This is a genomic window from Moraxella sp. CTOTU47616, assembly GCF_032017465.1.
In the GTDB taxonomy this organism is placed as follows: domain Bacteria; phylum Pseudomonadota; class Gammaproteobacteria; order Pseudomonadales; family Moraxellaceae; genus Faucicola; species Faucicola tetraodonis.
The window spans coordinates 113,096-138,915 of the sequence record NZ_DALZPU010000006.1 but is presented as its reverse complement, the minus strand read 5'-3'; the positions used below and the strand labels follow the sequence as shown (position 1 = coordinate 138,915).

Genomic DNA, 25,820 nt, shown 5'->3' with positions numbered 1-25,820 from the left:
GGTTGTGTTATGCCCGCGCCCCATTCAACTACTTCTTCACTTTCTTCATCCCTCTCAGCTAACAGTGTTTCTACTAAGAGAAGCCGCCAGTGGATTCCGCCCATTAATTCGGTGCTATTGACCACGGTGGCAACCATTATGGTATTTAGTCTGTTGATGGTGGCGTCCGCGTCAATACCTTTTGCACAAACCAAAAAACTGGGTGATTTTTACTTTTTCTATCACCAACTGGCGTACATGGGAATCGGTGCAGTTCTTGGTTTACTGGTGTATTTTATCCCGCTTCGCAAGACGTTTCGCTTAGATTTTATTATGTATGCGCTACTGGCTTGTCTTTTGCTGATTATTTATACCCTAATCGGTGGGTCAGTGATTAACGGCAGCAAACGCTGGATTGAATTGGGTGGTATCAACTTTCAGCCCTCTGAATTGGCAAAATTGTTGATGATTTTGTACACCTCAGATTATCTGGTGCGCCGATCAGAAGAGATTCGCAACCATTGGAAAGGCTTTTTGCGGCTAACACTGATAGCCATGGGGCTGATCTTATTTATCATGTTGCAGCCTGACTTTGGCTCGGTGGTGATTATTGCGACCTGTATTGCGGCGATGATTTTTGTCGGTGGCTTACCCATGCGCCAGTTTTTTATCATCATGGGTGCCATGTTTTTGGCAGGCACCATGGCGATTATGGGGGCAAGTTACCGACTAAAGCGGGTAACCTCGTTTTTAGATCCGTTTGATGACTTAAAAAATAGTGACTATCAGCTAGGTCGCAGTATTGTAGCCTTTGCCCGCGGTGAATGGTTTGGTGTCGGCTATGGGGAAAGTATCCAAAAACTCTCCCATTTACCGGAGGCGCATACCGATTTTTTACTAGCGATTACCGGCGAAGAGTTAGGCTTAGTGGGTGTGTCGTTTTTACTGGTGTTACAAATTATTTTGGTCACCACGGTTATGCGCATTAGCTACCAAGCGCTAGCACGGCACCAAACACGCTTAAGCTATTTTGCGTTTGGGGTGGGTATTTTGTTCTTTGGGCAAATTTTTGTTAATGCCGGCATGACCATGGGGATGCTACCTACCAAAGGGTTGACCATGCCATTTTTTAGCTATGGGGGTTCTTCTATGGTGGTCAATCTCATTATCGTCGGATTGTTGATGCGAATTATCAAAGAAAGCCCAACGATTCCTGCCAATCAATGTCGTTATTATTAACAGGTTGCCAAAAGATTTTGTAAGCTATCAACTTTTATACGCTGTTTGCCTTGCAGCGGCGTATGATTCCATTGGCAAACCGCCTGCTCGAGCATGGTGGTTGGTTTATCCATATCAACCGGTGGCTGTTGTAATAATTGCAGTGCGGTCTTAATAAGTTGGGGTGCGGGGTAGAATTGAATCGGCTCTGCAAGCGTTTGTTTAGACAGCTTTTGCCCTTGTGCATTCACCAAAATGGGTAAGTGATAGTAGTGTTGGTTAGGGGGAAATTTTAAATAATCCGCGATGACCATTTGCGGTATCGTCAATGGTAATATATCCAGACCTCGCACGATTTGATTGACACTCTGTTGCGCGTCATCAATTACTACCGCAAGCATATAATTAATCATGCCTTTGCTGGCTGTTTGAACCTTTGAAAAAGACGGTTCAATGCGCCGCCTTCTGACCACAATATCACCCTGTTCTCGTTGCGGATTGCCTGAAATCACCCCTTGCAGCTGATCGAAAAAAAGCATTGGGTTATCTGGCATCACTAAGCGAATGGCATGATCGCGTGATAGCCGCTTATGGACACAGAATCTAGGATAAGGGTATTGGGTGTTGGGATGCGCGAGTTGATAAGTTTGCAGGGATTTACGACTGCAATCACAGCCATAACTTACTGCTTTTAGTTGCTCATCCAATAACGCGTGATATGTGTCTAGGTGTTGCGACTGGTAGCGAACGTTACCATCCCAGTGCAAGCCTAATCGATCCAAATCTGCTAAAATCAAATCGCTAAATGTTGGATGACAGCGCTCAGTATCAGTATCTTCAATGCGTACTAGCCACTTGCCTTGCGCTTGCTTAGCGATACAGTAACTGGCAATCGCAGTCACCAGTGACCCCAAATGCAAAGCTCCCGTCGGAGAGGGAGCAAAGCGACCAATAACAGGAGATGTTGATAAATTAAGCATGACCCCATGCTTGTTTTTCTTTAATCTCTGATAAGGTTTTGCAGTCGATACATTGGGTCGCGGTTGGACGAGCTTCTAAACGACGCACACCAATTTCTACACCACAAGTCTCACAAAAACCGTAGTCGCCACTGTCAATTTCAGCAATCGATTTATCAATCTTGCGAATCAGTTTACGCTCACGGTCACGCGTGCGCAGTGCCAACGCAAACTCTTCTTCTTGGGTGGCGCGGTCATTAATATCAGGCATCGCTGTTGATTCATCTTGAATATAAGATTTGGTCGATTCAGCTTCGCTAATTAACTGCTCTTTCCAATCTAATAAAATTTTTCTAAAATGCGCAAGCTGTGCGTCATTCATATATTCTTCTTCAGCCGCTGGCTGATATGGGGTAAAGCTTAATTCACGTTCATTTTGGGCAGATGCCATAGCTAATTCCTTTAAAAACCGATAGTGATACAATTTTAAGTTTACAATTTCATTACGAGTTCAGCACTTAAGCCAATGACATCGCGTTATTAACGCTTTAAACACTGTAATTCGCCAGTATATGAAATCAAACTAAAATAAACGCTAAAACCTTAATAAACAAGCTAACCAAACTTTCACGACATTAAGTTTATGAACATAAGTTCAACAACCATGAAAAATTAGTCAGATAGTATCTGTTCTTTTGATACCAGTTGCAAGTAACCCATTGTTATATAAATTTATCCAACGTAAACCAGGCGCAATTTCGTCAATGGTATAATCTTTACACAAGGGTTTAAACTGTAGGCTAGTTGATGGGCAGCCAAACACAGATATCCCATAAGTAATCTTATGCATTTCTTGGTGAATATGACCGACAAATATAGCTTTAATGCGGTCTAGATACGGCATTACCACTTCCCAAAAACGGTCCGCATTGATTAGGGTGTACTCATCAAGCCATGTTGAATCGATTAATACCATCGGATGATGACAAAAAATTGCACAAGGACGATTGGCGTTCGCTAACTGTTGCGCCAGCCACAGCAATGACTGCTCGTCAATTTTGCCATGACTGTGTCCCTCACAAGAGGAGTCTAATAACAGTAAGTCCCAATAATCGGTGGCAATACTATAGCAGTTTTGCAGGCGAGAATCTGATTTGACTGGCAAATGACGGCGCTGGGCAAAAGGTAGATGATTATCAAGCTCTAGGGTCACATCATGATTGCCTGGGATGGCTATAAACGGAATGTTGACGTCGTCTAAGGTTGCAAATAAACGGTCATAATTTTGTGGGGTGGGTTCATGGCATAAATCCCCCGTCAGTACCAATAAATCAACATCATCGCGCTGTTGTCGAACTAAGGATAATACCGACTCAAATGTGTCTGCGGTATTAACGCCATTCATTAACTTATTTGGGTCATCAAAGAGATGCAGATCACTTAATTCAATAATTGAAAAATAATCAGCATGGTGTTGTGATATCGAACTTGGCAGTAACGTCACTCAGTTATCCTTAGAATAATGACGGTAATCGTGGCAGTACAACTTTATCAAACAACGGTTAATTGACTTAAGTCAATCAAATAAGGCATGTTTTATATCACAAATGCTCATAATTGACAAACACAATAGCAAAATAATTGTTGGCAGAGTCTCCTTCTAAGCATTCGATAAAAAAAGGTGACTATTGGCAGCGCTGACAAACACCTGAAAGCTCAATAATACTTGACTGAGTGGCAAAATTGGTCGATTGCTCAACCTCAGTTAGCATGGTCTGGATAGATGGGCGGCTAAACTCTTGTACCTCGCCACAGCATCGACAGACCAAAAAAGCGGCAACATGGCGATCGGTAGGCTGAGAGCAAGCAAAAAATGCCTTACTGGAATTTAATTGATGAACCAAGCCATGCCTGAGCAAAAAATCCAAACTACGATATACAGTTGGCGGTGCGACGACTTTTTCGCTCGCTGATTGCAGCAAATCCAATAATTCATACGCCCCAATGGGTTGGGCGGCAAGTAAAATCAAACGATACACTTGCTCTCGCAGTGCAGTAAAACGTAAACCTTGCGCTTGGCAATCTTGTTTTATCTGAGCAATCTGTGCTTCAATCTGCTCGGCGGTCATTTGTGGCATACACATAGACATAGATAGGTGGCGACAATTTACGTCGTAACTATTGGTTGATTGACTATGGGCTGATTGAATAGAATTTCTAGCTGATTGAATAGAACGTTGGGTCATATCACATAAAATCATCAATAACTATCAAATTACTTTAGCATGAAAACCGCATAATTTGTCTGAGAAATTAGCAGTTCGGCTATAAAACTACCCGACAATATAACAAGTCTAATAACACACTATTCATAATGACTGACGATTAACGTCAGCGTAGATAAAACAACCTTTAGCCAAATTTTTAATCAAGATTCTGCTATACTACTTTCATCATTCCTGCCCATAATCACCTAGCCCTTATTTTGCTATGTCAAAACCTGCCAAGCCATTTGACCCACAGTCTATCCAACAATCCATCAACAAGCAGTCATGGCTGATACTTGGGCTGGTTGCCATCGGGATTGTATGGGATGTTTGGCAAGGCAATAGCCAGTATGCGGTGAGTAAAAATTTGCTAGCCGGTAGTGTGCTAGGGTGGGTGAGCCAAATCATCTTTGCTAAAATTTCCTTGAGCAAATCGGGCTATCAGCAGCGTCGTCAAATTGTTCATCGTTTTTATCAAGCGCATATGGCAAAGTGGCTGTTGACCATTGTTGGGTTTGCACTGATTTTTTTGCTGTTAAAACCGCTAAACGCCATTGCGGTATTCGCGGGGTACTTAATTTTGCAAATGAGTTACCTCATTATCACTTACCGAAATCCTTGGTAAAAAAAGGCTATTTACAATTATTTGGTAATAACAGAAATAACCTAAACTAAATCACAAATAAATCCATTTAATCCTTTACAAAAAGGTAACAGTTGAATTAATATAGTGAAAATTTTTTAAAGGTGCGATTGCTCAGCGCTAATTGGCTAAAAAGAATTAGTTTTCAAGCAATTGCATATATGTTTTACTGATGACCCACTTATTTGAGTCAAGCAAAACACAGTAGGTCGATAGCCTATATTATTACGTTGATAAACAATCCGTTTATTCACGGTTCATCACCTTAGTTAAGCAGATTGCTTAAACGCCTCGATGTGCCTTTGACGTCATGTTTGCACTTCTCATTGAGTATCATCAGCTCAGTTAGATACGATTATAGTGTTAAGTTACAAATTTTTGTGATTAGACAAAATATCTGACGCTAACTCCCTCTATTATCGGCTCAATATAAAAAAGAAGTTAAGATTATGGCAGAAGCAAACGCAGAAATTACTTCAAATGAGTATATCAATCACCACTTGACAAACTGGACTTTCGGTAATCACCCAACAGAAGGTTGGATAGTTGCCGAAACCAAACAGCAAGCTTCTGAAATGGGTTTCAATGCGATTCATTTAGACTCAATGCTGTGGTCGATTGGTTTAGGGGTTCTTTTTTGTGCCATTTTTTATATGGTGGCAAAAAGAGCGACCTCGGGTGTACCCGGCAAAATGCAAGCTTTTATTGAAATGATTGTGGAGTTTGTTGATAGTAACGTTCGTGATACTTATCATGGCACATCAAAGGTTATTGCGCCATTAGCACTGACAATTTTTGTGTGGATTTTCTTGATGAACTTCATGGATCTTCTGCCAGTTGATTATTTGCCTGTCATTGCACAAAAAATTGGTGGTCTGCTAGGACATAACCCACACCATGTTTACATGAAAGTCGTACCAAGTACTGACCCAAATGTGACGCTTGGTATGTCGTTCTCAGTATTTGCACTGATCATTTTTTATAGTATTAAAGAAAAAGGTTTTGGCGGTTTTATTGGTGAATTAACCCTTCATCCATTTAGCGCAAAAAACCCAATCGCTAAAATCTTATTGATTCCAGTGAACTTTATCCTAGAGTTTGTAACTCTAATCGCAAAACCTATCTCACTTGGCTTACGACTTTTTGGTAACATGTATGCAGGTGAATTAATTTTTGTGTTAATCGCCCTTATGCCATTTTGGATTCAATGGGTGTTATCAGTACCGTGGGCAATCTTCCACATTTTAGTAATCACTTTGCAAGCGTTCGTTTTCATGATGCTAACCATTGTCTATCTTAGCCTTGCATCACAAACTGAACATTAATTTCAAAACAGTAATGAGGATACATCAATGACTCTAGAAGGTATGACCGTTCTTGCCGTTGCTTTGCTAATCGGTTTAGGTGCACTAGGCACAGGTATTGGCTTTGCAATCTTAGGTGGCAAATTCTTAGAGGGCGTCGCTCGTCAACCAGAACTAGGTTCACAATTGCAAACTCGTATGTTCATCGTGGCAGGTCTTCTTGACGCCGTACCGATGATCGGTGTTGGTATTGCAATGTTATTGTTATTCGCAAATCCTTTAGCAGGTTAATAGGTACACTATCAGTACAATGTCCACATCATCTTATGTGGACAAGGATTGAAGAAACTTAATTAACGAGGGATTCTAAGTGAATATCAATGCAACCCTAATTGGACAATCGATTGCATTCGCCATCTTCGTGATGTTTTGCATGAAGTTTGTGTGGCCGCCTTTGGTTGCTGCTATTTCGGATCGCCAACGTAAAATCGCAGATGGCCTAAATGCTGCCGAAAAAGCCAAAGCAGACTTAGCAACTGCATCACAAGCTGCAGAGCAAGAGCTTATCGCAGCAAAAGCAAAAGCCGCTTCACTCATTGACCAAGCGAACAAAAGCGCCAATCAAATGATTGAAGATGCCAGAGTGCAAGCACAAGTGGAAGGCGAACGTATTCGTCAACAAGCGCGTGAAGCAATTGATCAAGAAATTAATAAAGCCCGTGAAGGTTTACGCGCGCAGGTTGCAGAACTTGCCGTACTCGGTGCCGAAAAAATCTTACAAGAAAAGGTCAATCCAGAAACTCATGCCAATATGTTAAACCAATTGGCAGCCAAGTTATAAGTAGCAACCGTACAGTGAGGATATGATGGCTGATTTATCAACCTTAGCAAGACCCTATGCAAAAGCAGCATTTGATTATGCTAAAGAGCATCACGCTGTCAATGAGTGGCAAGATTACTTAAACGTGATGAATGCCATCGTTAGTGATAAAGCATTTGCCGATTATATCAATAATCCAGCAGTTGCTGCACAAGCTAAAGTCGCTACTTTAAAAGACCTTTATAACCAAAGTTCACCTGAAGATAGCAATACCGTGTTTAAAACTTTAAGCACCGCTATTGAGGGTGGGGCACAAGCAGATTCCAATGCTTTTGTTAATTTTTTGACGCAACTTGCAGAGCAAGATCGTTTGGCATTATTACCCAGTATCAATGAGCGTTTTGGTTTATTAAAAGCCGCTGATGCAAAAGAAGTTCATGCATATGTCACGTCGGCATATCCATTAACGCAAGTGCAAGAGCAACTCATTGAACACCGACTTGCTACCTCCCTAGGCGCGAAGGTCGTACTACATGTCAATGTAGACCCTGCCCTAATTGCAGGTGTGACGATTAAGGTCGGTGACAAAGTAATCGATGACTCTGTACGTGGCAAATTAAAACAGTTAAAAACACAGCTGACGGCATAAATTTCAACAAAATTGATTCTAGTCAGTAAAAATTAAGGAACAGTGCAATGCAACAATTGAATCCAGCGGAAATCAGTAATCTGATTAAGCAGCGAATTCAAGACCTGACTGCGGGTGCCACAGCAAAGAACGAAGGCACTATTGTCATGGTATCTGACGGTATCGTACAGATTCATGGTCTTGAAGATGCCATGTACGGCGAAATGATTGAGTTTGAAGGTGGCGTATATGGTATGGCGCTAAACCTTGAACAAGACTCAGTCGGCGCGGTTGTTCTAGGTGAATACTTGAATCTCCAAGAAGGACAAAAAGCTTACTGTACTAGTCGTATTTTAGAAGTACCAGTTGGACCCGAGCTTTTAGGTCGTGTGGTAGATGCACTGGGTAATCCTATCGATGGTAAAGGCCCAATTAACGCCAAATTAACGGATAAAGTTGAAAAAATCGCCCCAGGCGTTATCGACCGTCAATCAGTTGATGAGCCAGTAATGACAGGTTATAAAGCTGTTGATACCATGATTCCAATCGGACGTGGTCAACGTGAGCTTATCATTGGTGACCGCCAAACTGGTAAAACAGCCATGGCAATCGATGCGATCATCGCGCAAAAACACTCGGGCATTAAATGTGTATACGTAGCCGTTGGTCAAAAACGTTCAACAATCGCAAACGTGGTACGTAAACTAGAAGAAACGGGCGCATTAGCTTATACAACGGTTGTGGTTGCATCTGCTTCTGAACCAGCAGCACTGCAGTACATCGCGCCATACTCTGGTTGTACTATGGGTGAATACTTCCGTGACCGCGGTGAAGATGCGCTTATCATTTATGATGATTTATCAAAACAAGCCGTAGCCTATCGTCAAATTTCATTGCTTTTACGTCGTCCACCAGGACGTGAAGCTTACCCAGGTGACGTATTCTACCTTCACTCACGTCTATTAGAGCGCGCTTCACGTGTAAGCGCTGAGTATGTAGAAAAATTCACCAACGGTGCGGTAACAGGTAAAACAGGTTCACTAACTGCCTTGCCAATTATTGAAACCCAAGCAGGTGACGTATCAGCATTCGTACCAACCAACGTGATTTCAATCACGGACGGTCAGATATTCCTAGAGTCAAGCTTGTTTAACTCAGGTATCCGTCCAGCGGTGAATGCGGGTATTTCAGTTTCTCGTGTGGGTGGTGCAGCGCAGACTAAAATCATCAAAAAATTGTCAGGTGGTATCCGTACCGCATTGGCACAGTATCGTGAATTGGCAGCTTTTGCACAGTTTGCTTCTGACTTAGATGACGCGACCCGTAAACAGCTTGACCATGGTCAACGTGTGACTGAATTGATGAAACAAAATCAATACGCACCAATGAGCATCGCTGAACAAGCTGCGGTAATTTATGCTTCTAACGAAGGTTATCTAGCTGATGTCCCAGTGAACAAAGTGGGTGCATTTGAAGCAGGTTTGTTACGTTACCTACGTGACCAACATGGTGATTTTATGGCAGACATTGATAACACTGCCAACTATAATGATGATATCGCAAACCAATTCAAATCAGCGATTGAAAACTATAAGCAAAATCATTCATTCTAAGATTCAGTGAAATTTTAGAACTGCATTGTCATAGAACAAATGAACAAAGGGGTTATGATTACTTTGTTCATTTTTCCAAATTTCGTCCATGTTACATCAATGGGCGTGGACTGAAACTAAACATGGCTGTATGGATTATTTATGGCAAGTTTAAAAGAAATTCGAGCAAAAGTTGCTAGTATTAAAAGTACCCAGAAAATTACTCGCGCCATGCAAATGGTTGCAGCGAGTAAGATGCGACGTGCCCAAGAACGTATGCAACTAGGTCGTCCTTATGCTGATAGCATGCGTCGAGTGGTTTCTCATCTAGTTAAAGCTTCACCAGACTACAAACATCCTTACCTAGTACCTCGTCCGGTTAATCGTGTTGGCTATATTGTAGTCAGTTCTGACCGTGGTCTTGCAGGTGGTTTGAATATCAACTTATTCAAAAAATTGATGCAGCACGTTAAACAACAAAAGAGCCAAGCGGTTGAAACGCGTTTTGCGGTGATTGGTCAAAAAGGCGTGAGCTTCTTTAAAACATTCGGTGGTACGGTGATTGCTGCGGAAACTCACTATGGTGATAACCCAAGCTTTGAGCAACTTAGTGTGCCAGTTCAAGTAATGCTTGATGCGTATAATCGTGGCGAAATTGATGAGATTTACCTGGTATATAACGAATTCGTTAATGCCATGACCCAAAATCCTAGTGTGCAACGCTTAGTACCGATTGCGGCTGAGTCTTTGGTTGATGAAACGATGGCAAATCGTGAACACAGCTGGGACTATATCTATGAGCCAACTACCAAAGAGCTGCTTGATGGTTTAATGGGACGTTATGTTGAATCAATCGTCTATCAAGGCGTGGTAGAAAATATTGCTTCTGAACAGTCTGCACGTATGGTTGCTATGAAAGCAGCAACGGATAACGCAGGTAACTTAATTAACGAATTACAATTGGTTTACAACAAGCTGCGTCAAGCGGCGATTACCCGAGAAATTTCGGAAATCGTTGGCGGTGCTGCTGCTGTTTCATAATTGACCTACATTCAAGGAGAGCGTAATGAGTAGCGGTCGTATTGTACAGATTATTGGCGCGGTTATTGACGTTGAATTTGACCGTCAAAGCGTACCAAGAATTTATGATGCCTTAAAAGTTGAAGGCACAGAAACTACATTAGAAGTACAACAACAATTGGGTGATGGTATCGTACGTACTATCGCCATGGGTTCTACTGAAGGTCTAAAACGTGGTCTACCAGTTAGTAATACTGGCGCACCAATCTCTGTACCTGTGGGTAAAGGCACCCTAGGTCGTATCATGGATGTTTTAGGACGCCCAATCGACGAAGCAGGTCCGGTAGAGCATAGCAACACTTGGGCGATTCACCGTGAAGCGCCAAGCTATGATGAACAATCGAATTCTACTGAGCTTTTAGAAACGGGTATTAAAGTAATTGACTTACTATGCCCATTTGCTAAAGGTGGTAAAGTCGGTCTGTTCGGTGGTGCGGGTGTTGGTAAAACCGTTAACATGATGGAACTTATCAACAACATCGCAAAAGCACACTCAGGTTTATCGGTATTTGCTGGTGTAGGTGAGCGTACCCGTGAAGGTAATGACTTCTACCACGAGATGAAAGACTCAAACGTACTTGATAAAGTGGCAATGGTGTATGGTCAGATGAATGAGCCACCAGGAAACCGTTTACGTGTTGCCTTGACAGGTTTGACCATGGCAGAATACTTCCGTGACGAAAAAGATGAAAACGGTAAAGGTCGTGACGTATTATTGTTCGTTGACAATATTTATCGTTACACGCTAGCGGGTACTGAAGTATCAGCATTATTAGGTCGTATGCCATCTGCGGTAGGGTATCAGCCAACGCTTGCAGAAGAGATGGGTGTATTACAAGAACGTATTACTTCAACCCAATCAGGTTCTATCACCTCGGTTCAAGCGGTATACGTTCCTGCGGATGACTTGACTGACCCATCACCCGCGACAACCTTTGCTCACTTAGACGCAACAGTTGTATTGAGCCGTGATATTGCCTCACAAGGTATTTACCCAGCGGTTGACCCACTAGACTCAACGTCACGTCAGTTAGACCCACTGGTCATTGGTGAAGAGCACTATGCTGTTGCTCGTGGCGTTCAAGAAGTATTACAACGCTTTAAAGAGTTGAAAGACATTATTGCGATTTTGGGTATGGACGAATTATCAGAAGATGATAAATTAGTGGTGTACCGTGCACGTAAAATCCAACGTTTCTTGTCACAACCTTTCCACGTTGCAGAGGTATTCACCGGCTCACCAGGTAAATACGTACCAATCCGTGAAACCATTCAAAGTTTTAAAGCAATCTTGAATGGTGAGTATGATGACTTGCCAGAACAAGCATTCTACATGAAAGGTGGTATTGAAGAAGTGGTTGCTGCAGCAGAAAAACTACGCGGCTAATTTCTCAATCAAACCCTGTTAATTTAAACTATATTAACAGGGTTTTATCAACCTAATTTTGCGATACCATAGGAGAGAACTGTGGCAACTTTACAATGTAATGTCGTCAGTGCGAAAGAAACTATCTACTCTGGTGAGATTAGCATGTTAATTGCTACTGGTGTAGAAGGTGAAGTCGGTATTTTGCCAGGACATATTCCTTTTATTACGCTATTAAAACCAGGTACTATGCAGATCAAAACCAGCAATGGTAATGATGAAATGGTGTATGTGTCAGGTGGTGTTTTAGAAGTACAACCGCATTTAGTGACGGTATTGGCAGATACGGCAGTACGTGCAAATGACTTAGATGAAGCCAAGATTTTGGAAGCACGTCGTCATGCAGAACAAACCTTGCAAAATCAAAAAGCCGATATCGATACTTCTGCGGCTTTGGCAGCATTGGCAGAATCTTTGGCACAATTGCAAACCTTACAAAAATTCAAAAACCGTGCCTAATTTTGGTAGGGATGTGTTTAAAGACAGTGGCTATGACCACTGTTTTTTTATGGGTGCTTAAAAAAGAGTGCTTAAAAATTTGCTAACTACCTTTTAAACAAAAGTTAACAAAAAATTTTACCAGTTATTGAACAGACAACATTATATGGTATGTTTTTAAAGCTTGTTATATGTGGTATTTATACTTTTTTATGTTTAGTTACGTTTTAACAATATTAAATTGGCTATTTTTTCGCTAAATTAATTCAATTATATTGTAGTAGTACAGGTAATGCGTAAACTTTCATTACTTATTGCTGATAGATAAATAAAGATATATTCTGATATAAGTATTAAGAGTATGTATAAAATTTTTTGGAGGAAATTATGTCAGAAGAAGAGTTGATACCCCGCGTATTGATTGTAGAGGATGATGAGCGTCTTGCCACCTTGACCCAAGATTATTTGCGTAAAAATGGTTTAGATGTGGCAATTGAAACTGACGGTAACCGTGCGATTCGTCGTATTGTGGCTGAGCAGCCTGATATGGTGGTGCTTGATGTGATGCTGCCAGGTAGTGACGGTCTCACGGTATGCCGTGAAGTACGTCCTCATTTTCATAACCCTATCTTAATGCTAACCGCACGTACCGAAGATATGGACCAAGTACTAGGTCTAGAAATGGGTGCGGATGACTATGTGGCAAAACCGGTTCAACCGCGTGTGTTATTAGCGCGTATTCGTGCGCTATTGCGCCGCTCTGATACCGCACCAACTGATGAAGTGCCACAGCGTCTTGAATTTGGTGATTTGGTTATTGATAACGGCGGTCGTTCGGTTACTTTAAACGATGAGCTTGTTGACTTTACCAGTGCAGAATATGATTTATTGTGGTTGTTAGCTTCCAATGCGGGTCGTATCTTATCGCGTGAAGATATTTTTGAACGTCTGCGTGGTATTGAGTATGATGGTCAAGACCGCTCGATTGATGTACGTATTTCTCGTATCCGTCCAAAAATTGGTGATGATCCAGAAAACCCAAAACGTATCAAAACCGTTCGCAGTAAAGGCTATCTATTCGTCAAAGAAAACTAATTGCTTTTTTAAATCAGATAATCAAATAAGTCAGCCTTGTGCTGGCTTATTTTTTTTATACAAAATAGCATTTGGCTATTAACATATATTTTATATATATGTTATAATTTCCAATAAGACAATTTAAAAACATACTAGTAACATTATACATGTAAATAGAATACATTTAATGATGTTGCAAGTTTCACTTATAAAACCCTCTTAACTTTTGCTAAAAAGGAAAACGACAATGGGTGAATTTAAACGTCATTGGATAGCCTTGATTGCGATTTTGATTGTCACTTTCTCGCTATTAGGTTGGGGTGGGGTCGAAATCTATCGTACCACACCGCCTATTCCCGAAAAATTTGTCGATAGAACTGGTCAAGTGGTGATGACAAAAGACGATATCTTAAAAGGTCAATCTGCTTGGCAATCAACGGGCGGTATGCAGCTAGGTTCTGTCTATGGTCATGGTGCCTATCAAGCCCCTGACTGGACGGCAGACTGGTTACATCGTGAGTTAACCACTTGGCTGGATATTAAAGCGCAAGCACAATTTCAAAAACCTTTTGCACAGTTAACGGTTGAGCAACAAGCACCGCTTGAAGCGGCACTTAAACAGGAATACCGCAAAGGTAGCGCGCATAACGCCGCAAACGATACTGTAACCTTGTCACCGACTCGTATCGCTGCGATGAAACAAACCGCAAAATACTATATCGATTTGTATGGTGATTCGCCTGATTTTCATAAATCACGTGAAAGTTTTGCAATGAAAGAAAACACATTGCCAGATTTGAGCAAACGTGAGCATTTGGCAGACTTTTACTTTTGGACTGCTTGGACAGCTTCTGCAGAACGTCTTGGCACTAATGCAACTTATACCAACAACTGGCCACATGAGCCTTTAATTGACAATAATCCTACTGCTGAAAATATTATTTGGTCGATTGCCAGTGTGGTCTTTTTGATTGCAGGGGTGGGTTTCTTGGTATGGGGATGGTCTTTCCTACACCATGATGAAGCCGAAGTTAAACTTACCGTACCAAACCGTGACCCTTTAAGCTTAATTGAATTAACCCCTTCACAAAAAGCCTTAGCAAAATATGCGTTTTTAGTGATGGGTCTATTCGTCGCTCAAATATTCTTGGGTGGGTTGGTCGCGCACTATACTGTTGAAGGTCAAGACTTCTATGGTTTGCATCTCTCAGAATTTCTTCCATATTCATTAGCGCGTACTTGGCATATCCAATCAGTATTGTTCTGGGTTGCTACTGCGTTCTTGGCTGTTGGTTTGTTCATTACTCCTATTCTAAATGGCGGTAAAGACCCAAAATACCAAAAATTGGGTGTTGATATTCTTTGGGTGGCACTGATTATTGTTTGTTTGGGCTCTTTTGCTGGACAATTCTTCGCAATTCACCAAATGATGCCTGATAACTTAAATTTCTGGTTTGGTCATCAAGGTTATGAATTTATCGATATCGGTCGTTTCTGGCAAATTCTTAAATGGGTTGGTGTCCTGTTCTGGCTGGTATTGATGCTTCGTGGTGCTTTAACTGCATTTAAAGGTGAAGGCGATAAAAACTTACTGTTTATGTTCTTAGCTTCAGTGGTTTGCGTGGGTTTATTCTACGGCCCAGGTTTACTTTATGGTGAGCACACGCCAATCGCGATTATGGAATACTGGCGCTGGTGGGTGGTTCATCTATGGGTGGAAGGGTTCTTTGAAGTATTTGCCACCGTTGCGATTGCCTTTATCTTCTTTAACTTAGGGTTGGTGACTCGTCGTACCGCAACTGCTTCATCAATTACTTCTGGTGCGTTGTTCCTACTCGGCGGTGTTCCTGGTACCTTCCACCACTTATATTTCACAGGTACCACGACCCCAATTATGGCCATCGGTGCGTCATTTTCTGCTTTAGAAGTCGTACCACTCGTCGTGTTAGGTTATGAGGCGTATGAGCATTGGTCAATGCAACGTCACGCAGATTGGATGGATCGCTTAAAATGGCCTGTGTTATTCTTCGTTGCGGTGGCATTCTGGAATATGTTAGGTGCGGGTGTGTTTGGCTTTATGATTAATCCACCGATCTCACTATTCTACCTACAAGGCTTAAATACTACTGCCGTGCATGCACACGCAGCGTTATTCGGGGTCTATGGATTCCTAGCACTTGGCTTTATCCTACTGGTCATGCGCTACATTCGTCCACAGTACCGCTTTAATGATCGCTTAATGAAAGTAGGTTTTTGGGGATTGAATCTTGGCTTAGTCGGTATGATTGTGACTAGCTTACTACCAATCGGTATTTATCAAGCCTATGCGTCCATGACACAAGGTCTATGGTATGCCCGTAGTGAAGGTTTCTTACAACAAGACTTCTTAGAAACCTTACGCTGGATTCGCACCATCAGTGACTTAGTCTTTATCGCAGGTGGGTGTAGTGTGGCTTGGCAAGTGGTAAAAATGGCATTTAACATCGGTTCGCCTGATGCGGCAGTACCTGTACAGCCTTTTGACACGGTTGAAGAAAATCCAGACCCTGCCACCCCTGCACATCGTGTATAATTGGTCAATAAAAAAACAGAGCATCTAGGATGCTCTGTTTTTTTATTCAATACGCATAAAAAAAAGCGCGTTGATTATCGCGCTTTTACCGCTACTAGCAAAAATCATGATAATAACGCGCGTATCTCTTCAGGATTGCTAACCAAATCAGCGAGCGAGTAACGATCAAACACGGTTAAAAACGCTTCAATCGCTTCAAACAAGATAGGTTTTAGTTGGCATACGGGCGAGATGACACAACTAGAATAAACGGGCAGTTGTTCTTTTTTTTCAATCCAATGATGTGGGGCGATGGGAATTTCTTTACTGACTTGGGAGAAATTTACTACACCAATTTGTTCGGCATGGATAGTCATATCGGCACTATTCCCCCCATCATCAGTCACCCCGTCATCTTTTTTGGATAAATGATTGCCAAAAAAACAATCGACCATCCCAAAATCAACCTCAGTATGGCGTAGCACCGTACCGATGTTGATGTCTTTTGGGGCAAACGCAAGGCGAATACCACCGTTTTTGCCGCGTACACTTTCAATGAGTCCAATCTTACTCAGATGATGGACGATCTTCGTCAAATGATTCTTAGAGATTTGGTAGCTATCGGCAATCGCTTGAATGTTGCCAAGTTCATGCTGTTTTGGGACGACGGCTAAATAAATTAAAGTGCGTAATGCATAGTCACTGTATTGGGTAATTCTCATATTATCTCGGTATCAACTAACATTTAGTTACGAAAAAAAACAACTAGATACATTATGAAAAAAAAAGAGTAGATTAAGATGAAAAAAGTTCAGCTTAATTTACCAAGTAGCTTAGAGCAGTTGGGTCAATTGGTCCAATTGGTTTATTAGGATAACTGATGAATCCGTATGGTTACAAACGACTTGGTTATTTAATGAGCAGCATAAATTGAATATAACTAACCACATATTATACGCTTTTTTATATTGATAACGCGTCCATAATTCTAGTGTAAATTGATGGACTCGGCTAATCTCAAAATAAACTACAAAAACATACAAAATAGATTGATTTTAGAAAAAGATATATTTAATATATATATTATAAGAAAACAGGGTAAATGTGAAGTATCTCAAGTGATTTAAGGGATAGAAACTCACAGCCTCACCTGATGTCTATAGCTAAATATTGTAGTCAAACATTATAGCCAAGCATAAGGAACGATCCCATGAATGCTCGCCAAACTGCAAAGTTCCACCAACCTCTCTTAGCAGGTGCAATCGCTGCCGTGATTGCATCATCGTCGATTCTTATGACAGGCTGTGCACCCAAGTCACAAGCTGACCGCGAGCCAACTGCCGATACCAACAAATCTGCCAGTACACCCGCTAGTGCTACCACAACGACAAGCACAGAGACTACCAGCGGTGCGCTAGCAACTGAAGAAGCAGTGTTGACGCACGCGCCTAATGTACCACCACCGATCACTCGTAAATCCCCTGCCAAAGTCGTGGTCAAAATGGAAACCGTTGAAAAAGTCATGCGTATGGCAGATGGTGTAGACTACATGTTCTGGACGTTTGGTGGACAAGTACCGGGTCAATTTATCCGTGTACGTGAGGGCGATGAGGTGGAATTCCATCTTTCAAACCATCCAACCTCAAAAATGCCACATAATATCGACTTACATGCTGTAACAGGTCCAGGTGGTGGTGCAGCCTCGTCAATGACCGCGCCAGGGCATACCTCAACCTTTAGTTTTAAAGCGTTAAATCCTGGTCTATATGTATATCACTGTGCGACCGCGCCTGTGGGTATGCACATCGCCAATGGTATGTATGGGCTAATTTTGGTTGAGCCTAAAGAAGGACTACCAAAAGTTGATAAAGAATATTATGTGATGCAAGGTGACTTCTATACCAAAGGTAAATACGGCCAACAAGGTCTGCAACCATTTGATATGGATAAAGCGATTGAAGAAAAACCTGACTATGTCGTCTTCAACGGCTCTGTCGGAGCATTGACGGGTGAAAACGCGCTCAAAGCAAAAGTGGGTGAAACCGTTCGTCTATTTGTCGGTAATGGTGGACCCAACATGGTGTCTTCATTCCATGTGATTGGCGAAATTTTTGACACAGTCAACGTAGAGGCGGGCAAGCTTGAAAACCACAATGTCCAAACGACCCTAATCCCAGCAGGTGGGGCGGCGATTGCCACCTTCAAAACTGAAGTCCCAGGTGACTTTGTGATGGTTGACCACTCAATCTTCCGTGCTTTTAACAAAGGGGCATTGGGTATCATAAAAGTTGAAGGTGACCCAAACAAAACCGTCTATTCTGGCAAACAAAACGACCAAGTTTATCTACCAGAAGGCGCGCCACAAAATATCGATAACGCAGCTGCACCAGCACAAAAAGTACCTGCAAGCTTGCAAGAAAAAATTGCTATGGGTAAAAATACCTTCCAAGCTAACTGTGCTGCCTGTCACCAACCAGATGGTAAAGGTGTACCAAATGCCTTCCCACCATTGGCAGCCTCTGATTTCTTGAACGCTGACCACAAACGTGCAGCGAGCATCGTGGCAAATGGTCTATCAGGCAAAGTGACCGTCAATGGTCAAACCTTTAACAGCGTCATGCCAGCAGTATCGCTCAATGATCAGCAAATTGCTAATGTGGTGACTTACGTATTGAACAGTTTTGGTAATAAAGGCGGTGAGTTGTCAGCTGAAGATGTGGCCAAAGCAAAACAGACCAAACCTGCGCTTTAGTAGCTTACATCACCAATAATAATGTGAAAATCGGTAAACATCGTATTTAACATTCTATATAACATTGATACCCAATCTATTCTTATCGATGGATTGGGTTTTTGGTTAAAAACTGATCTCAATTTATCAGCTGCTAGTATGCCGATATTATGATAGTCAGCCACAACATCCTAGTACTAGGAGCGGTGAAATGGTTCAAACTATTAATTTTTCCTTAAAAACATTGGCTATAGCGATATGTGTGGTTAGTTTGACTGCCTGCCAGTCAGAATCCACTTCTGCAAACAAAAATAGCCAAGTAGTGGCATCTAAGTCTAGCCAAACTGATGTAAAAAATCAGGTCACGCAAGTTGCCAGTGCAACCTCGTCACAAGCAAATGTACAACAAACCAATGTCAACAGTGATACCACAACACCCGTAGCACCTTTGCCGAAGGAACTTGTAACTCGCTATCCGACCAATACCGATATGGTAAAAATCGAAAGTGGATCTTATCGTCCTTTATACTTAAGTAAAGATAGTCCAATTGTGCAAGTGAGAGCGTTTAAGCTAGATAAAACGCCAGTAACTAACGCGCAGTTTTATCAATTTGTGCAAGCCAATCCAAAATGGCAAAAACAAAATATTGCCAAGCTCTTCACCGAAGCGGATTATCTTAAACATTGGCAAAAAAATACCCAGCAAGGATACCAGCCAGTAGTCGCCGACTTGCAAAAACCCGTAGTCTATGTGTCTTGGTATGCCGCCAATGAATACTGTCAAGCCCAAGGTAAAAAATTACCAACCGTGGCGCAGTGGGAGTACGTTGCCCAAGCTTCAGAAACCCGCAAAAATGGTAGTAGCGAAAAAGGCTATAATCAAAAAATCTTGGCTTGGTATGGCGACTCTGCCAAAAAACCACTGACAGACATCGCACAGGATAAAGCCAATTTTTGGGGGGTGCATAACATGCATGGCCTGATTTGGGAATGGACAGATGACTTCAATAGCAACCTTGTCACGGGTGAGTCACGTTCGGACGGCAGTCTAAATCAAGGCCTGTTTTGTGGTTCTGGGGCAGCAGGGGCGGTCGATCCTTCAGACTATGCGGCATTTATGCGCTATGGTTTCCGCTCAAGTTTGGCGTCAAAGTTTGCCCTATCAAGTCTTGGTTTTCGCTGTGCAAAAGCAGAGGACTAACCTAGATGGCTAAGCCAAATAAATACTATAATTGATTGGATTAATGATCCTTATGTTAAAGGAGTTGAATATGTTAAATAACTTTTCTATTTTTACCTTGTGTGTTGCCATCGGCAGTCTAGCACTAACGGGTTGTCAAAAACCCGACACCAAAGCCGATGTCAAAACCGACACGCCAGTAGCCGCTTCTGCGGCAATGGATCATAGCAAGATGACGCATGACAATATGGCAGGTATGGACCATAGCAAAATGAATCATCAAGATGTGGGGACAGCAAGCACGCCTGCATTGGCAAGTACAGAATCTGTCTATCTAACCAATGGCAAATGGACGGATCAAACGAGCAAGCTATTTGATCTCAATGCTTTAAAAGGTAGAAAACAAGTCACGGCGTTTATCTATACCAGCTGTCAGCAAGTTTGCCCAATTATGATGAAAACCATGAAGGACATGCAAGACAAACTACCAGCAGATATCAAAGCGAAAACGGGTTTTTTAGTGGTGAGTTTGGATCCAAAACGCGATACCCCACAAGTATTGGCAAAATTTGGTGAGCATTACAAAACCGATGGTAACTGGGTATTTTTAAGCGGCAGTGATGATGATATCCGTATGCTTGCCAATACCATGAATATCCGTTATCAATTTGCCGAAGGTGGCATGATCAATCACTCGAATGTAATTTCGGTACTCGATGAAAACGGCAACATGATTGAGCAAGCGATTGGCAATAGCAAAGGTGAAGCGGCAATTTTGGCAGCCTTGCAAAAACCCGCCGCCCAGTAATCAGCGGCAAGCTGTGGCATTGTTAAAAGTAGCAAAACTGCTACCAATCACTACTTTGTTGCTAAATACTAAGCTAGTTTTTCAACAATTTCACATTGTAATCTCTGCATTGGTAAGTAATAATACGGCTATTATCTTTTGACCTTAACCCTAGATTTTTATGCCACTATTATCGTCCTTAAACCAATCCATCTTTCTGCGGATTTATGCAGGTCTGTTACTTATTTGTTTGTTGGTTGCGTTGTTTGCGCAATTGCTTATCACCACTATCAACGCAGAGCGCGTACAGACTTATCGCGAGGATATGGCATCAGCGGCATTTTATCTCATTGACTCAGGGTTGTCGCGCCAAGTAACGGCGCAAGAGCGTAATTTTTGGCTCTCTGATGTCAGTACCTTATTTGATACTAAGTTTGAAATCGAACCTACCTCAAAAGCGGATTTTAAAACCAGCGAAATTAATCGACTCAACAAACAACAAGCCGTAGTACGTTTTAATGGCGATACCAATACCGCAGAGATTTATCATAAAGTCTCGGGTGAGAATAACGTCTTGCATGTCAGCGTCAATAAACTCAATGAGCAACAAATTAAAGGGATAGGTGTGTTGCTGCTCGATGATTTGTCTTACTATCGCACCTTGGCAGAAAAACAGCAACGCTTGCAACAAATTCAAAAATTTTTCCCTTTTAAGCTCACCTTGCAATCCGTTAATAAACTGCAACTTGATACCGACCAAAAAGCGCGACTGTATCGCAAAGATATCGTGATTATGTTCCGTGACAATACCAGTGTAGAGAATTCATCGATTCGGGTACTAGCGCCGACTGAACTCCAAGATACTGTGGTGGATTTGGGACCCATTCCACTGTTTAACTGGTTTCCGCTTAATCTGATTATTAGTATCACGCTCATTAGTATGTTCTTAATCAGTCTAGGGGTGTATGCGCTGATTTTCCCATTAGAGCGTAAACTGCAGCTCATTCAAAGCGGTATCACCAAAGTGCGCGAAGGTAAGCTCAATACCAAAGTAAAAGTCGTGGGCGAAGATGAAATTGCCCATCTAGCGGCAACCTTTAATAGTATGACTGAGCACATCCGCCGTTTGATTGAATCCCAGCGCGAGTTGACCCGTGCCGTATCCCATGAGCTGCGCACCCCAGTAGCACGTATCCGCTTTGCCGTGGATATGCTGGCTGATACGGATGATTATGACGATCGGATGAGTCAGCGTGATTATATCGACCAAGATATCGAATCGCTCAATGGCTTGATTGATGAAATTTTGACCTATGCCAAGCTTGAAGAAGGCTCACCTAAAATGGACTGGGAAGATGTCGATTTGCAAGAACTCGTTTCGCAGATTGTCCGCGAGACCAATGCGCTTGGTAAACCTGTCACCGTCAAAGTAGGTAAGGTGCAAAAAGGTGCGTTTGCACAAGCCGATAGACGCTATTTACACCGCGTGTTGCAAAACTTGGCAGGCAATGCCACCCGGTATGCCGAAAGCACTATTATCATCTCAGCCGGCTTAGAAAAAAACGAAGCTTTTATCAGTGTGGAAGATGATGGACAGGGTATTCCAGAAAAAGACCGTGAAAAAGTCTTTATCCCGTTTGCGCGTCTGGATGATAGTCGTACCCGTGCCTCGGGCGGTTATGGTCTAGGCTTATCAATCGTGTCTCGAATTGCGTTTTGGTTTAACGGTCGCATGTCAGTGGATGAAAGCCCTACCTTGGGTGGGGCGCGATTTATCATGAAGTGGCCGAAAAGCCAGCTAGCTTCAAGTATTGAAGCCGATGAAATTACCCAAAAAAGTAGCGAGAAAAAATACACGGATGAGCAAGGGTCATAAGCTCGTTACCAGTGATGCTTGCAAATTTGCTCAGACTGGGCTAAATTTTAGTGAGTTATGCAATGGTTTAGCAAAATTTGTGCACATCAATTAACCGATGAGTGGAATAATCACAAGCGAGGATGGCATGCGTTATCTATTTTTAGCCTTAGTGGTACTCAACATGGCGGTTTTCAGTTATTATAGTTTTTTGCGCAAACCTACTGAAAGCCAGTCCGTCTCACAGGCGCGTGCAGCCTTGGTTCATCCTGTCACAGCCACCAATGTGTCAAGTGAACTACCCCCCATGATTGGTACTAAAAAGTAAAAATGGCTACCCAAACCAAAGTTATCAAAACCAAAGCTACCAAAACCAAAGTTACTAAGGAATCATGGTTAGCCTAACCTATTAAGCAACCAATTAGTCTTTTGTCATCTTTATTCTATAATCGGAATATTAACCACCACTACTAAGCCGCCGCCATTGGGCTGATTACGAGCGATGACGCTACCATTGTGCAGGTGAGTAATGCGGCTTACAATCGCAAGCCCAAGTCCACTCCCTTGCGTGGTACGTGCCGTTTCGCCCCGCTCAAACGGCTGCATAATCCGCTCAAGCTGATCTTCGGCAACGCCTTGCCCCTCATCGCTAACTTTAATGGTTAAGTATTTTTGTCTAGAGGTTATCTCTGGCGTTAGACTTTCATCAGTGACCACTTGCTCGGTAGGCTGTAGAGCATTATCAATGCTAATCTCAATATGAATGGGCGGCTGACCATAGCGACAAGCATTATTGACCAAATTAACAATGAGACGCTTAATGGATAAGGGTCGCAATGGCACACTGGGCAGATCTTCTTGGATATCGATAATAAATGGGGTAGGGGCAAATTGCACCACAATCTCGTTAATGATGGGACGCAGGTTGGTCAATCGTACCGCTTCATCTGAGCCATCTTTCATAAATGAAATAAACTGCTCCAAAATCGCGTCCATGTCCTCAATGTCATACACTAGCCCTTCACGCAAAAACTCATCGGGTAGCATCTCAGCTGTGAGTCGCATCCGCGTCAGTGGCGTGCGCAAATCATGGGAAATACCAGCGAGCATAATATTGCGTTCTTTTTGGGTTTGGGTCAGGTTATGAAACAGTCGGTTAAATGCCAAATTCACCTGACGAATCTCTGTTGAGCCTTCATTGGTTGCCAAATTGTTGGCGTGCCCAAGGGTGATGTAATCAATCGCCACTTTTTGTAAGCGTTTGAGCGGGCGATTTAATTGTCTGACCAAAAACAAAATAGTCAGCAACGTGGCAAGCGGAATCCCCAATAAGAAAAAATAAATCGACGTTGGGCTATATTTGGCATAAAACTTGACAGGCTCTTGCAGCCAAACATCCGGATGCGCGCTGTCTTGAATATACAAAATCGGTACGGGTTTGAATTTAAAATTGACCGATACAGGACGCTGCATCACGCTTTCCATCTGTGTTGCCATTCGCTGGGTAAAGTAATCCACCAAGGTTTTTTCTTGAAAAGAGGGTATCTGTTGTGGGTCAGTAATCACGTTAATATGTGAGGCGTCAATAATCCAATTTTTAAGCTCGGGATTGTTTTTAAAATCTTTATCCGCTTTATCAATCATCAACAGCTGATTGGCAAGATAAGTCGCATGGTTTTGTAGCTCTGGTAAATACAGACTGCGCCAAAAAAACCACAGCGACAACGCCACGCTCACCAGTACCATCAACATCACCATTAAGGTGGTTTGCCAAGTGTGGCTATAGCCTTTGAGTTTGGGTAAATGCGGTTTCATGCTGGGGTATCCTGATGGTGGCTGTACAGCTGAGTCAAAACGGGCAACGGCACTTGCATCCTGTTATAATACGCAGATAGCTTGGCAAAATTAAAGGGGCAATCATGCAGTTTTCAAAGTTTGGTGAAAAGTTTACCAAAAATAGCGGTATTTTGCAGTTAATGGATGATTTGGGCAATGCGCTTAACAGTCAGCAACCGATTAATATGCTCGGCGGTGGCAATCCAGCACGTATTGATAAAGTTAACCAAACCTATTGGTCGGTGTTTAAAACCTTAGCTAAAGGTGATATGGGCTCAATGGCCATCGAAAATATCGGAAACTATTCAACGCCGCAGGGCGATGCCAAGTTTATTGCCGCATTGGTAGATTTTTTTAATCGCCATTATGATTGGGGACTTACCACAGACAATATCGCCCTGACCAATGGCTCACAAAACGCATTTTTTTATTTATTTAACTTGTTTGGTGGGCAGTTTGACGATCAAGCACAAGGCAGCATTGATAAAAAAATTCTATTACCACTTGCTCCAGAATATGTGGGTTATGCCGATGCCCATGTGGATGGGCAGCATTTTATCGCAGTGCCACCCAGCATCGAATTTGTGCAACATCAAGGTGAAGACGGCTTTTTTAAATACCGAGTCGATTTTGACACGCTAGAAAATTTGGCTGAATTGCACAACGGCGAAATCGGGGCAATTTGCTGCTCACGCCCGACCAACCCAACAGGCAACGTGCTGACCGATGACGAAATGGCACGCCTTGAAGCGATTGCCAAGCGCTTTGATATCCCCCTGATTATCGACAATGCGTATGGGATGCCGTTTCCCAATATCATCTATAGCCAAGCCACACTCAATTGGAATGAGCAAATTATTTTGTGCTTTAGCCTATCAAAAATCGGTTTGCCTGGGGTGCGTACAGGGATTGTGGTCGCCAATCCGCAGGTGGTCAAAGCGATTAGCAGCCTAAACGCCATTGTCAATCTAGCACCGACCCGTTTTGGTGCGGCGATTGCGACGCCACTACTACAAGATGACCGGCTAAAAGATTTGTCAGACAATCATATTCGTCCGTTTTATCAAGGACAAGCCAAATTAGCGGTGCAGCTGCTAAAACAAGAGTTGGGCGACTTGCCAAGCCCCTATAACAATGCGATGAAAATCCACAAGCCTGAAGGCGCGATTTTCTTGTGGGTGTGGTTCAAAGATTTGCCGATAACCACGGTTGAGCTATATGAGCGATTAAAAGCCAAAGGCACATTGATTATCCCTAGCGAGCATTTCTTTGTTGGCGTGGATACTGAAAACTTTAAACACGCCCATGAGTGCATTCGCTTAAGCATCGCGCAAGATGATGAGACGCTGAAAAAAGGGATTGCTACGATTGGGGAAGTGGTGAGGGAAGTTTATAAAGTACAAAATCGATTTAATTGATTGATTTATTAAGTTATATTAGTTTATCAAT

The 25,820-nt window shown here is 42.4% G+C and carries 24 protein-coding genes; 18 read left to right on the top strand and 6 right to left on the bottom strand.

All coding sequences use genetic code 11. From position 1 onward, the window contains the following. The first annotated feature begins 9 nt into the window (after positions 1 to 9). Positions 10 to 1,218 (top strand): putative lipid II flippase FtsW, encoded by a 1,209-nt coding sequence (gene ftsW, locus RTS10_RS08495; RefSeq protein WP_312539959.1) that lies wholly within the window; start codon positions 10 to 12, stop codon positions 1,216 to 1,218. Here ftsW and gluQRS read toward each other — a convergent pair. The 4 genes from gluQRS to RTS10_RS08475 all read right to left on the bottom strand — a co-directional run bounded on the left by gluQRS (position 1,215) and on the right by RTS10_RS08475 (position 4,294). After that, entirely contained in the window at positions 1,215 to 2,177 is a 963-nt protein-coding gene (gene gluQRS, locus RTS10_RS08490) for a tRNA glutamyl-Q(34) synthetase GluQRS (protein WP_312539958.1), read from the bottom strand. The two genes, ftsW and gluQRS, sit on opposite strands and share 4 nt — an antisense overlap. Then, positions 2,170 to 2,607 carry an RNA polymerase-binding protein DksA gene (gene dksA, locus RTS10_RS08485; protein ID WP_007115815.1) on the bottom strand — a complete coding sequence of 146 codons (438 nt, stop codon included), beginning with the start codon at positions 2,605 to 2,607 and terminating at the stop codon, positions 2,170 to 2,172. The genes gluQRS and dksA overlap by 8 nt, the downstream gene beginning before the upstream one ends. 225 nt (positions 2,608 to 2,832) lie before the next feature. Continuing rightward, positions 2,833 to 3,660, bottom strand: a complete 828-nt coding sequence (locus RTS10_RS08480) for a metallophosphoesterase (RefSeq protein WP_007115816.1) — start codon at positions 3,658 to 3,660, stop codon at positions 2,833 to 2,835. Between the two features lie 181 nt (positions 3,661 to 3,841). Next, on the bottom strand, positions 3,842 to 4,294 hold the full coding sequence (locus RTS10_RS08475; RefSeq protein WP_309593632.1) for a Fur family transcriptional regulator: 453 nt from the start codon (positions 4,292 to 4,294) through the stop codon (positions 3,842 to 3,844). A 352-nt stretch (positions 4,295 to 4,646) separates the two neighbouring features. Here RTS10_RS08475 and RTS10_RS08470 point away from each other — a divergent pair, with 352 nt between their 5' ends. From RTS10_RS08470 to RTS10_RS08420, 11 genes are all read left to right on the top strand, one after another. Further along, the gene (locus tag RTS10_RS08470; protein WP_060995384.1) at positions 4,647 to 5,048 is read left to right on the top strand and encodes an ATP synthase subunit I; all 402 of its coding nucleotides are present in this window, start codon (positions 4,647 to 4,649) and stop codon (positions 5,046 to 5,048) included. A 467-nt stretch (positions 5,049 to 5,515) separates the two neighbouring features. Then, positions 5,516 to 6,391, top strand: a complete 876-nt coding sequence (gene atpB, locus RTS10_RS08465; RefSeq protein ID WP_007115819.1) for a F0F1 ATP synthase subunit A — start codon at positions 5,516 to 5,518, stop codon at positions 6,389 to 6,391. 27 nt (positions 6,392 to 6,418) lie between these two features. Further along, the gene (gene atpE, locus RTS10_RS08460) at positions 6,419 to 6,661 is read left to right on the top strand and encodes a F0F1 ATP synthase subunit C (RefSeq protein ID WP_007115820.1); all 243 of its coding nucleotides are present in this window, start codon (positions 6,419 to 6,421) and stop codon (positions 6,659 to 6,661) included. A gap of 79 nt (positions 6,662 to 6,740) precedes the next feature. After that, entirely contained in the window at positions 6,741 to 7,211 is a 471-nt protein-coding gene (locus RTS10_RS08455) for a F0F1 ATP synthase subunit B (RefSeq protein WP_036594652.1), read from the top strand. A 25-nt stretch (positions 7,212 to 7,236) separates the two neighbouring features. Then, positions 7,237 to 7,839 (top strand): F0F1 ATP synthase subunit delta, encoded by a 603-nt coding sequence (locus RTS10_RS08450; RefSeq protein WP_076775457.1) that lies wholly within the window; start codon positions 7,237 to 7,239, stop codon positions 7,837 to 7,839. A gap of 47 nt (positions 7,840 to 7,886) precedes the next feature. Then, the gene (gene atpA, locus RTS10_RS08445) at positions 7,887 to 9,431 is read left to right on the top strand and encodes a F0F1 ATP synthase subunit alpha (RefSeq protein WP_312539957.1); all 1,545 of its coding nucleotides are present in this window, start codon (positions 7,887 to 7,889) and stop codon (positions 9,429 to 9,431) included. Between the two features lie 141 nt (positions 9,432 to 9,572). Then, on the top strand, positions 9,573 to 10,451 hold the full coding sequence (atpG, locus tag RTS10_RS08440; RefSeq protein WP_060995383.1) for a F0F1 ATP synthase subunit gamma: 879 nt from the start codon (positions 9,573 to 9,575) through the stop codon (positions 10,449 to 10,451). Positions 10,452 to 10,476: 25 nt separating this feature from the next. Then, the gene (gene atpD, locus RTS10_RS08435; RefSeq protein ID WP_007115825.1) at positions 10,477 to 11,877 is read left to right on the top strand and encodes a F0F1 ATP synthase subunit beta; all 1,401 of its coding nucleotides are present in this window, start codon (positions 10,477 to 10,479) and stop codon (positions 11,875 to 11,877) included. A gap of 81 nt (positions 11,878 to 11,958) precedes the next feature. After that, positions 11,959 to 12,375: a F0F1 ATP synthase subunit epsilon gene (locus tag RTS10_RS08430; RefSeq protein WP_065253551.1), complete on the top strand. Its 417-nt coding sequence runs from the start codon at positions 11,959 to 11,961 to the stop codon at positions 12,373 to 12,375. Positions 12,376 to 12,741: 366 nt separating this feature from the next. Next, positions 12,742 to 13,449, top strand: coding sequence for a response regulator (locus tag RTS10_RS08425; RefSeq protein ID WP_007115827.1), 708 nt, complete (start codon positions 12,742 to 12,744; stop codon positions 13,447 to 13,449). Positions 13,450 to 13,678: 229 nt separating this feature from the next. Then, positions 13,679 to 16,003 (top strand): nitric-oxide reductase large subunit, encoded by a 2,325-nt coding sequence (locus RTS10_RS08420; protein ID WP_309593651.1) that lies wholly within the window; start codon positions 13,679 to 13,681, stop codon positions 16,001 to 16,003. Between the two features lie 104 nt (positions 16,004 to 16,107). Here RTS10_RS08420 and RTS10_RS08415 read toward each other — a convergent pair whose 3' ends face one another. Beyond that, a complete protein-coding gene (locus tag RTS10_RS08415) occupies positions 16,108 to 16,704 on the bottom strand; it encodes an Rrf2 family transcriptional regulator (protein WP_160002698.1) in 597 nt (198 codons plus the stop codon). Between the two features lie 488 nt (positions 16,705 to 17,192). On the opposite strand from RTS10_RS08415, the gene nirK reads away from it, so the two are divergent. The 5 genes from nirK (at position 17,193) to RTS10_RS08390 (ending at position 22,863) form a co-directional block, all read left to right on the top strand. Continuing rightward, the gene (gene nirK / locus RTS10_RS08410; protein WP_219334265.1) at positions 17,193 to 18,734 is read left to right on the top strand and encodes a copper-containing nitrite reductase; all 1,542 of its coding nucleotides are present in this window, start codon (positions 17,193 to 17,195) and stop codon (positions 18,732 to 18,734) included. A 190-nt stretch (positions 18,735 to 18,924) separates the two neighbouring features. Then, positions 18,925 to 19,914 (top strand): formylglycine-generating enzyme family protein, encoded by a 990-nt coding sequence (locus tag RTS10_RS08405; protein WP_309593649.1) that lies wholly within the window; start codon positions 18,925 to 18,927, stop codon positions 19,912 to 19,914. A gap of 70 nt (positions 19,915 to 19,984) precedes the next feature. Next, positions 19,985 to 20,701 carry an SCO family protein gene (locus RTS10_RS08400; protein WP_138017834.1) on the top strand — a complete coding sequence of 239 codons (717 nt, stop codon included), beginning with the start codon at positions 19,985 to 19,987 and terminating at the stop codon, positions 20,699 to 20,701. Positions 20,702 to 20,861: 160 nt separating this feature from the next. Next, complete coding sequence (locus tag RTS10_RS08395; protein ID WP_312535433.1) at positions 20,862 to 22,556, top strand: ATP-binding protein; 1,695 nt, start codon at positions 20,862 to 20,864, stop codon at positions 22,554 to 22,556. A gap of 127 nt (positions 22,557 to 22,683) precedes the next feature. Beyond that, positions 22,684 to 22,863 carry a hypothetical protein gene (locus tag RTS10_RS08390; protein WP_007115829.1) on the top strand — a complete coding sequence of 60 codons (180 nt, stop codon included), beginning with the start codon at positions 22,684 to 22,686 and terminating at the stop codon, positions 22,861 to 22,863. A 110-nt stretch (positions 22,864 to 22,973) separates the two neighbouring features. On the opposite strand, the gene RTS10_RS08385 is transcribed toward RTS10_RS08390, so the two are convergent. After that, complete coding sequence (locus RTS10_RS08385) at positions 22,974 to 24,350, bottom strand: ATP-binding protein (protein WP_312539953.1); 1,377 nt, start codon at positions 24,348 to 24,350, stop codon at positions 22,974 to 22,976. Between the two features lie 104 nt (positions 24,351 to 24,454). Here RTS10_RS08385 and RTS10_RS08380 point away from each other — a divergent pair, with 104 nt between their 5' ends. Next, the gene (locus RTS10_RS08380) at positions 24,455 to 25,789 is read left to right on the top strand and encodes a valine--pyruvate transaminase (protein WP_312539952.1); all 1,335 of its coding nucleotides are present in this window, start codon (positions 24,455 to 24,457) and stop codon (positions 25,787 to 25,789) included. Positions 25,790 to 25,820: the final 31 nt, after the last annotated feature.

What these genes read in the sequence shown, in the direction of transcription:
- atpB (WP_007115819.1), top strand. Translation starts at nt 5,516, where the DNA reads ATGGCAGAAGCAAACGCAGAAATTACTTCAAATGAGTATATCAATCAC.
- atpD (WP_007115825.1), top strand. Translation starts at nt 10,477, where the DNA reads ATGAGTAGCGGTCGTATTGTACAGATTATTGGCGCGGTTATTGACGTT.
- nirK (WP_219334265.1), top strand. Translation starts at nt 17,193, where the DNA reads ATGAATGCTCGCCAAACTGCAAAGTTCCACCAACCTCTCTTAGCAGGT.
- dksA (WP_007115815.1), bottom strand. Translation starts at nt 2,607, where the DNA reads ATGGCATCTGCCCAAAATGAACGTGAATTAAGCTTTACCCCATATCAG.
- atpG (WP_060995383.1), top strand. Translation starts at nt 9,573, where the DNA reads ATGGCAAGTTTAAAAGAAATTCGAGCAAAAGTTGCTAGTATTAAAAGT.
- RTS10_RS08470 (WP_060995384.1), top strand. Translation starts at nt 4,647, where the DNA reads ATGTCAAAACCTGCCAAGCCATTTGACCCACAGTCTATCCAACAATCC.
- RTS10_RS08385 (WP_312539953.1), bottom strand. Translation starts at nt 24,350, where the DNA reads ATGAAACCGCATTTACCCAAACTCAAAGGCTATAGCCACACTTGGCAA.
- gluQRS (WP_312539958.1), bottom strand. Translation starts at nt 2,177, where the DNA reads ATGCTTAATTTATCAACATCTCCTGTTATTGGTCGCTTTGCTCCCTCT.
- RTS10_RS08475 (WP_309593632.1), bottom strand. Translation starts at nt 4,294, where the DNA reads ATGCCACAAATGACCGCCGAGCAGATTGAAGCACAGATTGCTCAGATA.
- RTS10_RS08450 (WP_076775457.1), top strand. Translation starts at nt 7,237, where the DNA reads ATGGCTGATTTATCAACCTTAGCAAGACCCTATGCAAAAGCAGCATTT.
- RTS10_RS08380 (WP_312539952.1), top strand. Translation starts at nt 24,455, where the DNA reads ATGCAGTTTTCAAAGTTTGGTGAAAAGTTTACCAAAAATAGCGGTATT.
- RTS10_RS08400 (WP_138017834.1), top strand. Translation starts at nt 19,985, where the DNA reads ATGTTAAATAACTTTTCTATTTTTACCTTGTGTGTTGCCATCGGCAGT.
- atpA (WP_312539957.1), top strand. Translation starts at nt 7,887, where the DNA reads ATGCAACAATTGAATCCAGCGGAAATCAGTAATCTGATTAAGCAGCGA.
- RTS10_RS08420 (WP_309593651.1), top strand. Translation starts at nt 13,679, where the DNA reads ATGGGTGAATTTAAACGTCATTGGATAGCCTTGATTGCGATTTTGATT.
- RTS10_RS08395 (WP_312535433.1), top strand. Translation starts at nt 20,862, where the DNA reads ATGCCACTATTATCGTCCTTAAACCAATCCATCTTTCTGCGGATTTAT.
- atpE (WP_007115820.1), top strand. Translation starts at nt 6,419, where the DNA reads ATGACTCTAGAAGGTATGACCGTTCTTGCCGTTGCTTTGCTAATCGGT.
- RTS10_RS08415 (WP_160002698.1), bottom strand. Translation starts at nt 16,704, where the DNA reads ATGAGAATTACCCAATACAGTGACTATGCATTACGCACTTTAATTTAT.
- RTS10_RS08425 (WP_007115827.1), top strand. Translation starts at nt 12,742, where the DNA reads ATGTCAGAAGAAGAGTTGATACCCCGCGTATTGATTGTAGAGGATGAT.
- RTS10_RS08405 (WP_309593649.1), top strand. Translation starts at nt 18,925, where the DNA reads ATGGTTCAAACTATTAATTTTTCCTTAAAAACATTGGCTATAGCGATA.
- ftsW (WP_312539959.1), top strand. Translation starts at nt 10, where the DNA reads ATGCCCGCGCCCCATTCAACTACTTCTTCACTTTCTTCATCCCTCTCA.
- RTS10_RS08390 (WP_007115829.1), top strand. Translation starts at nt 22,684, where the DNA reads ATGCGTTATCTATTTTTAGCCTTAGTGGTACTCAACATGGCGGTTTTC.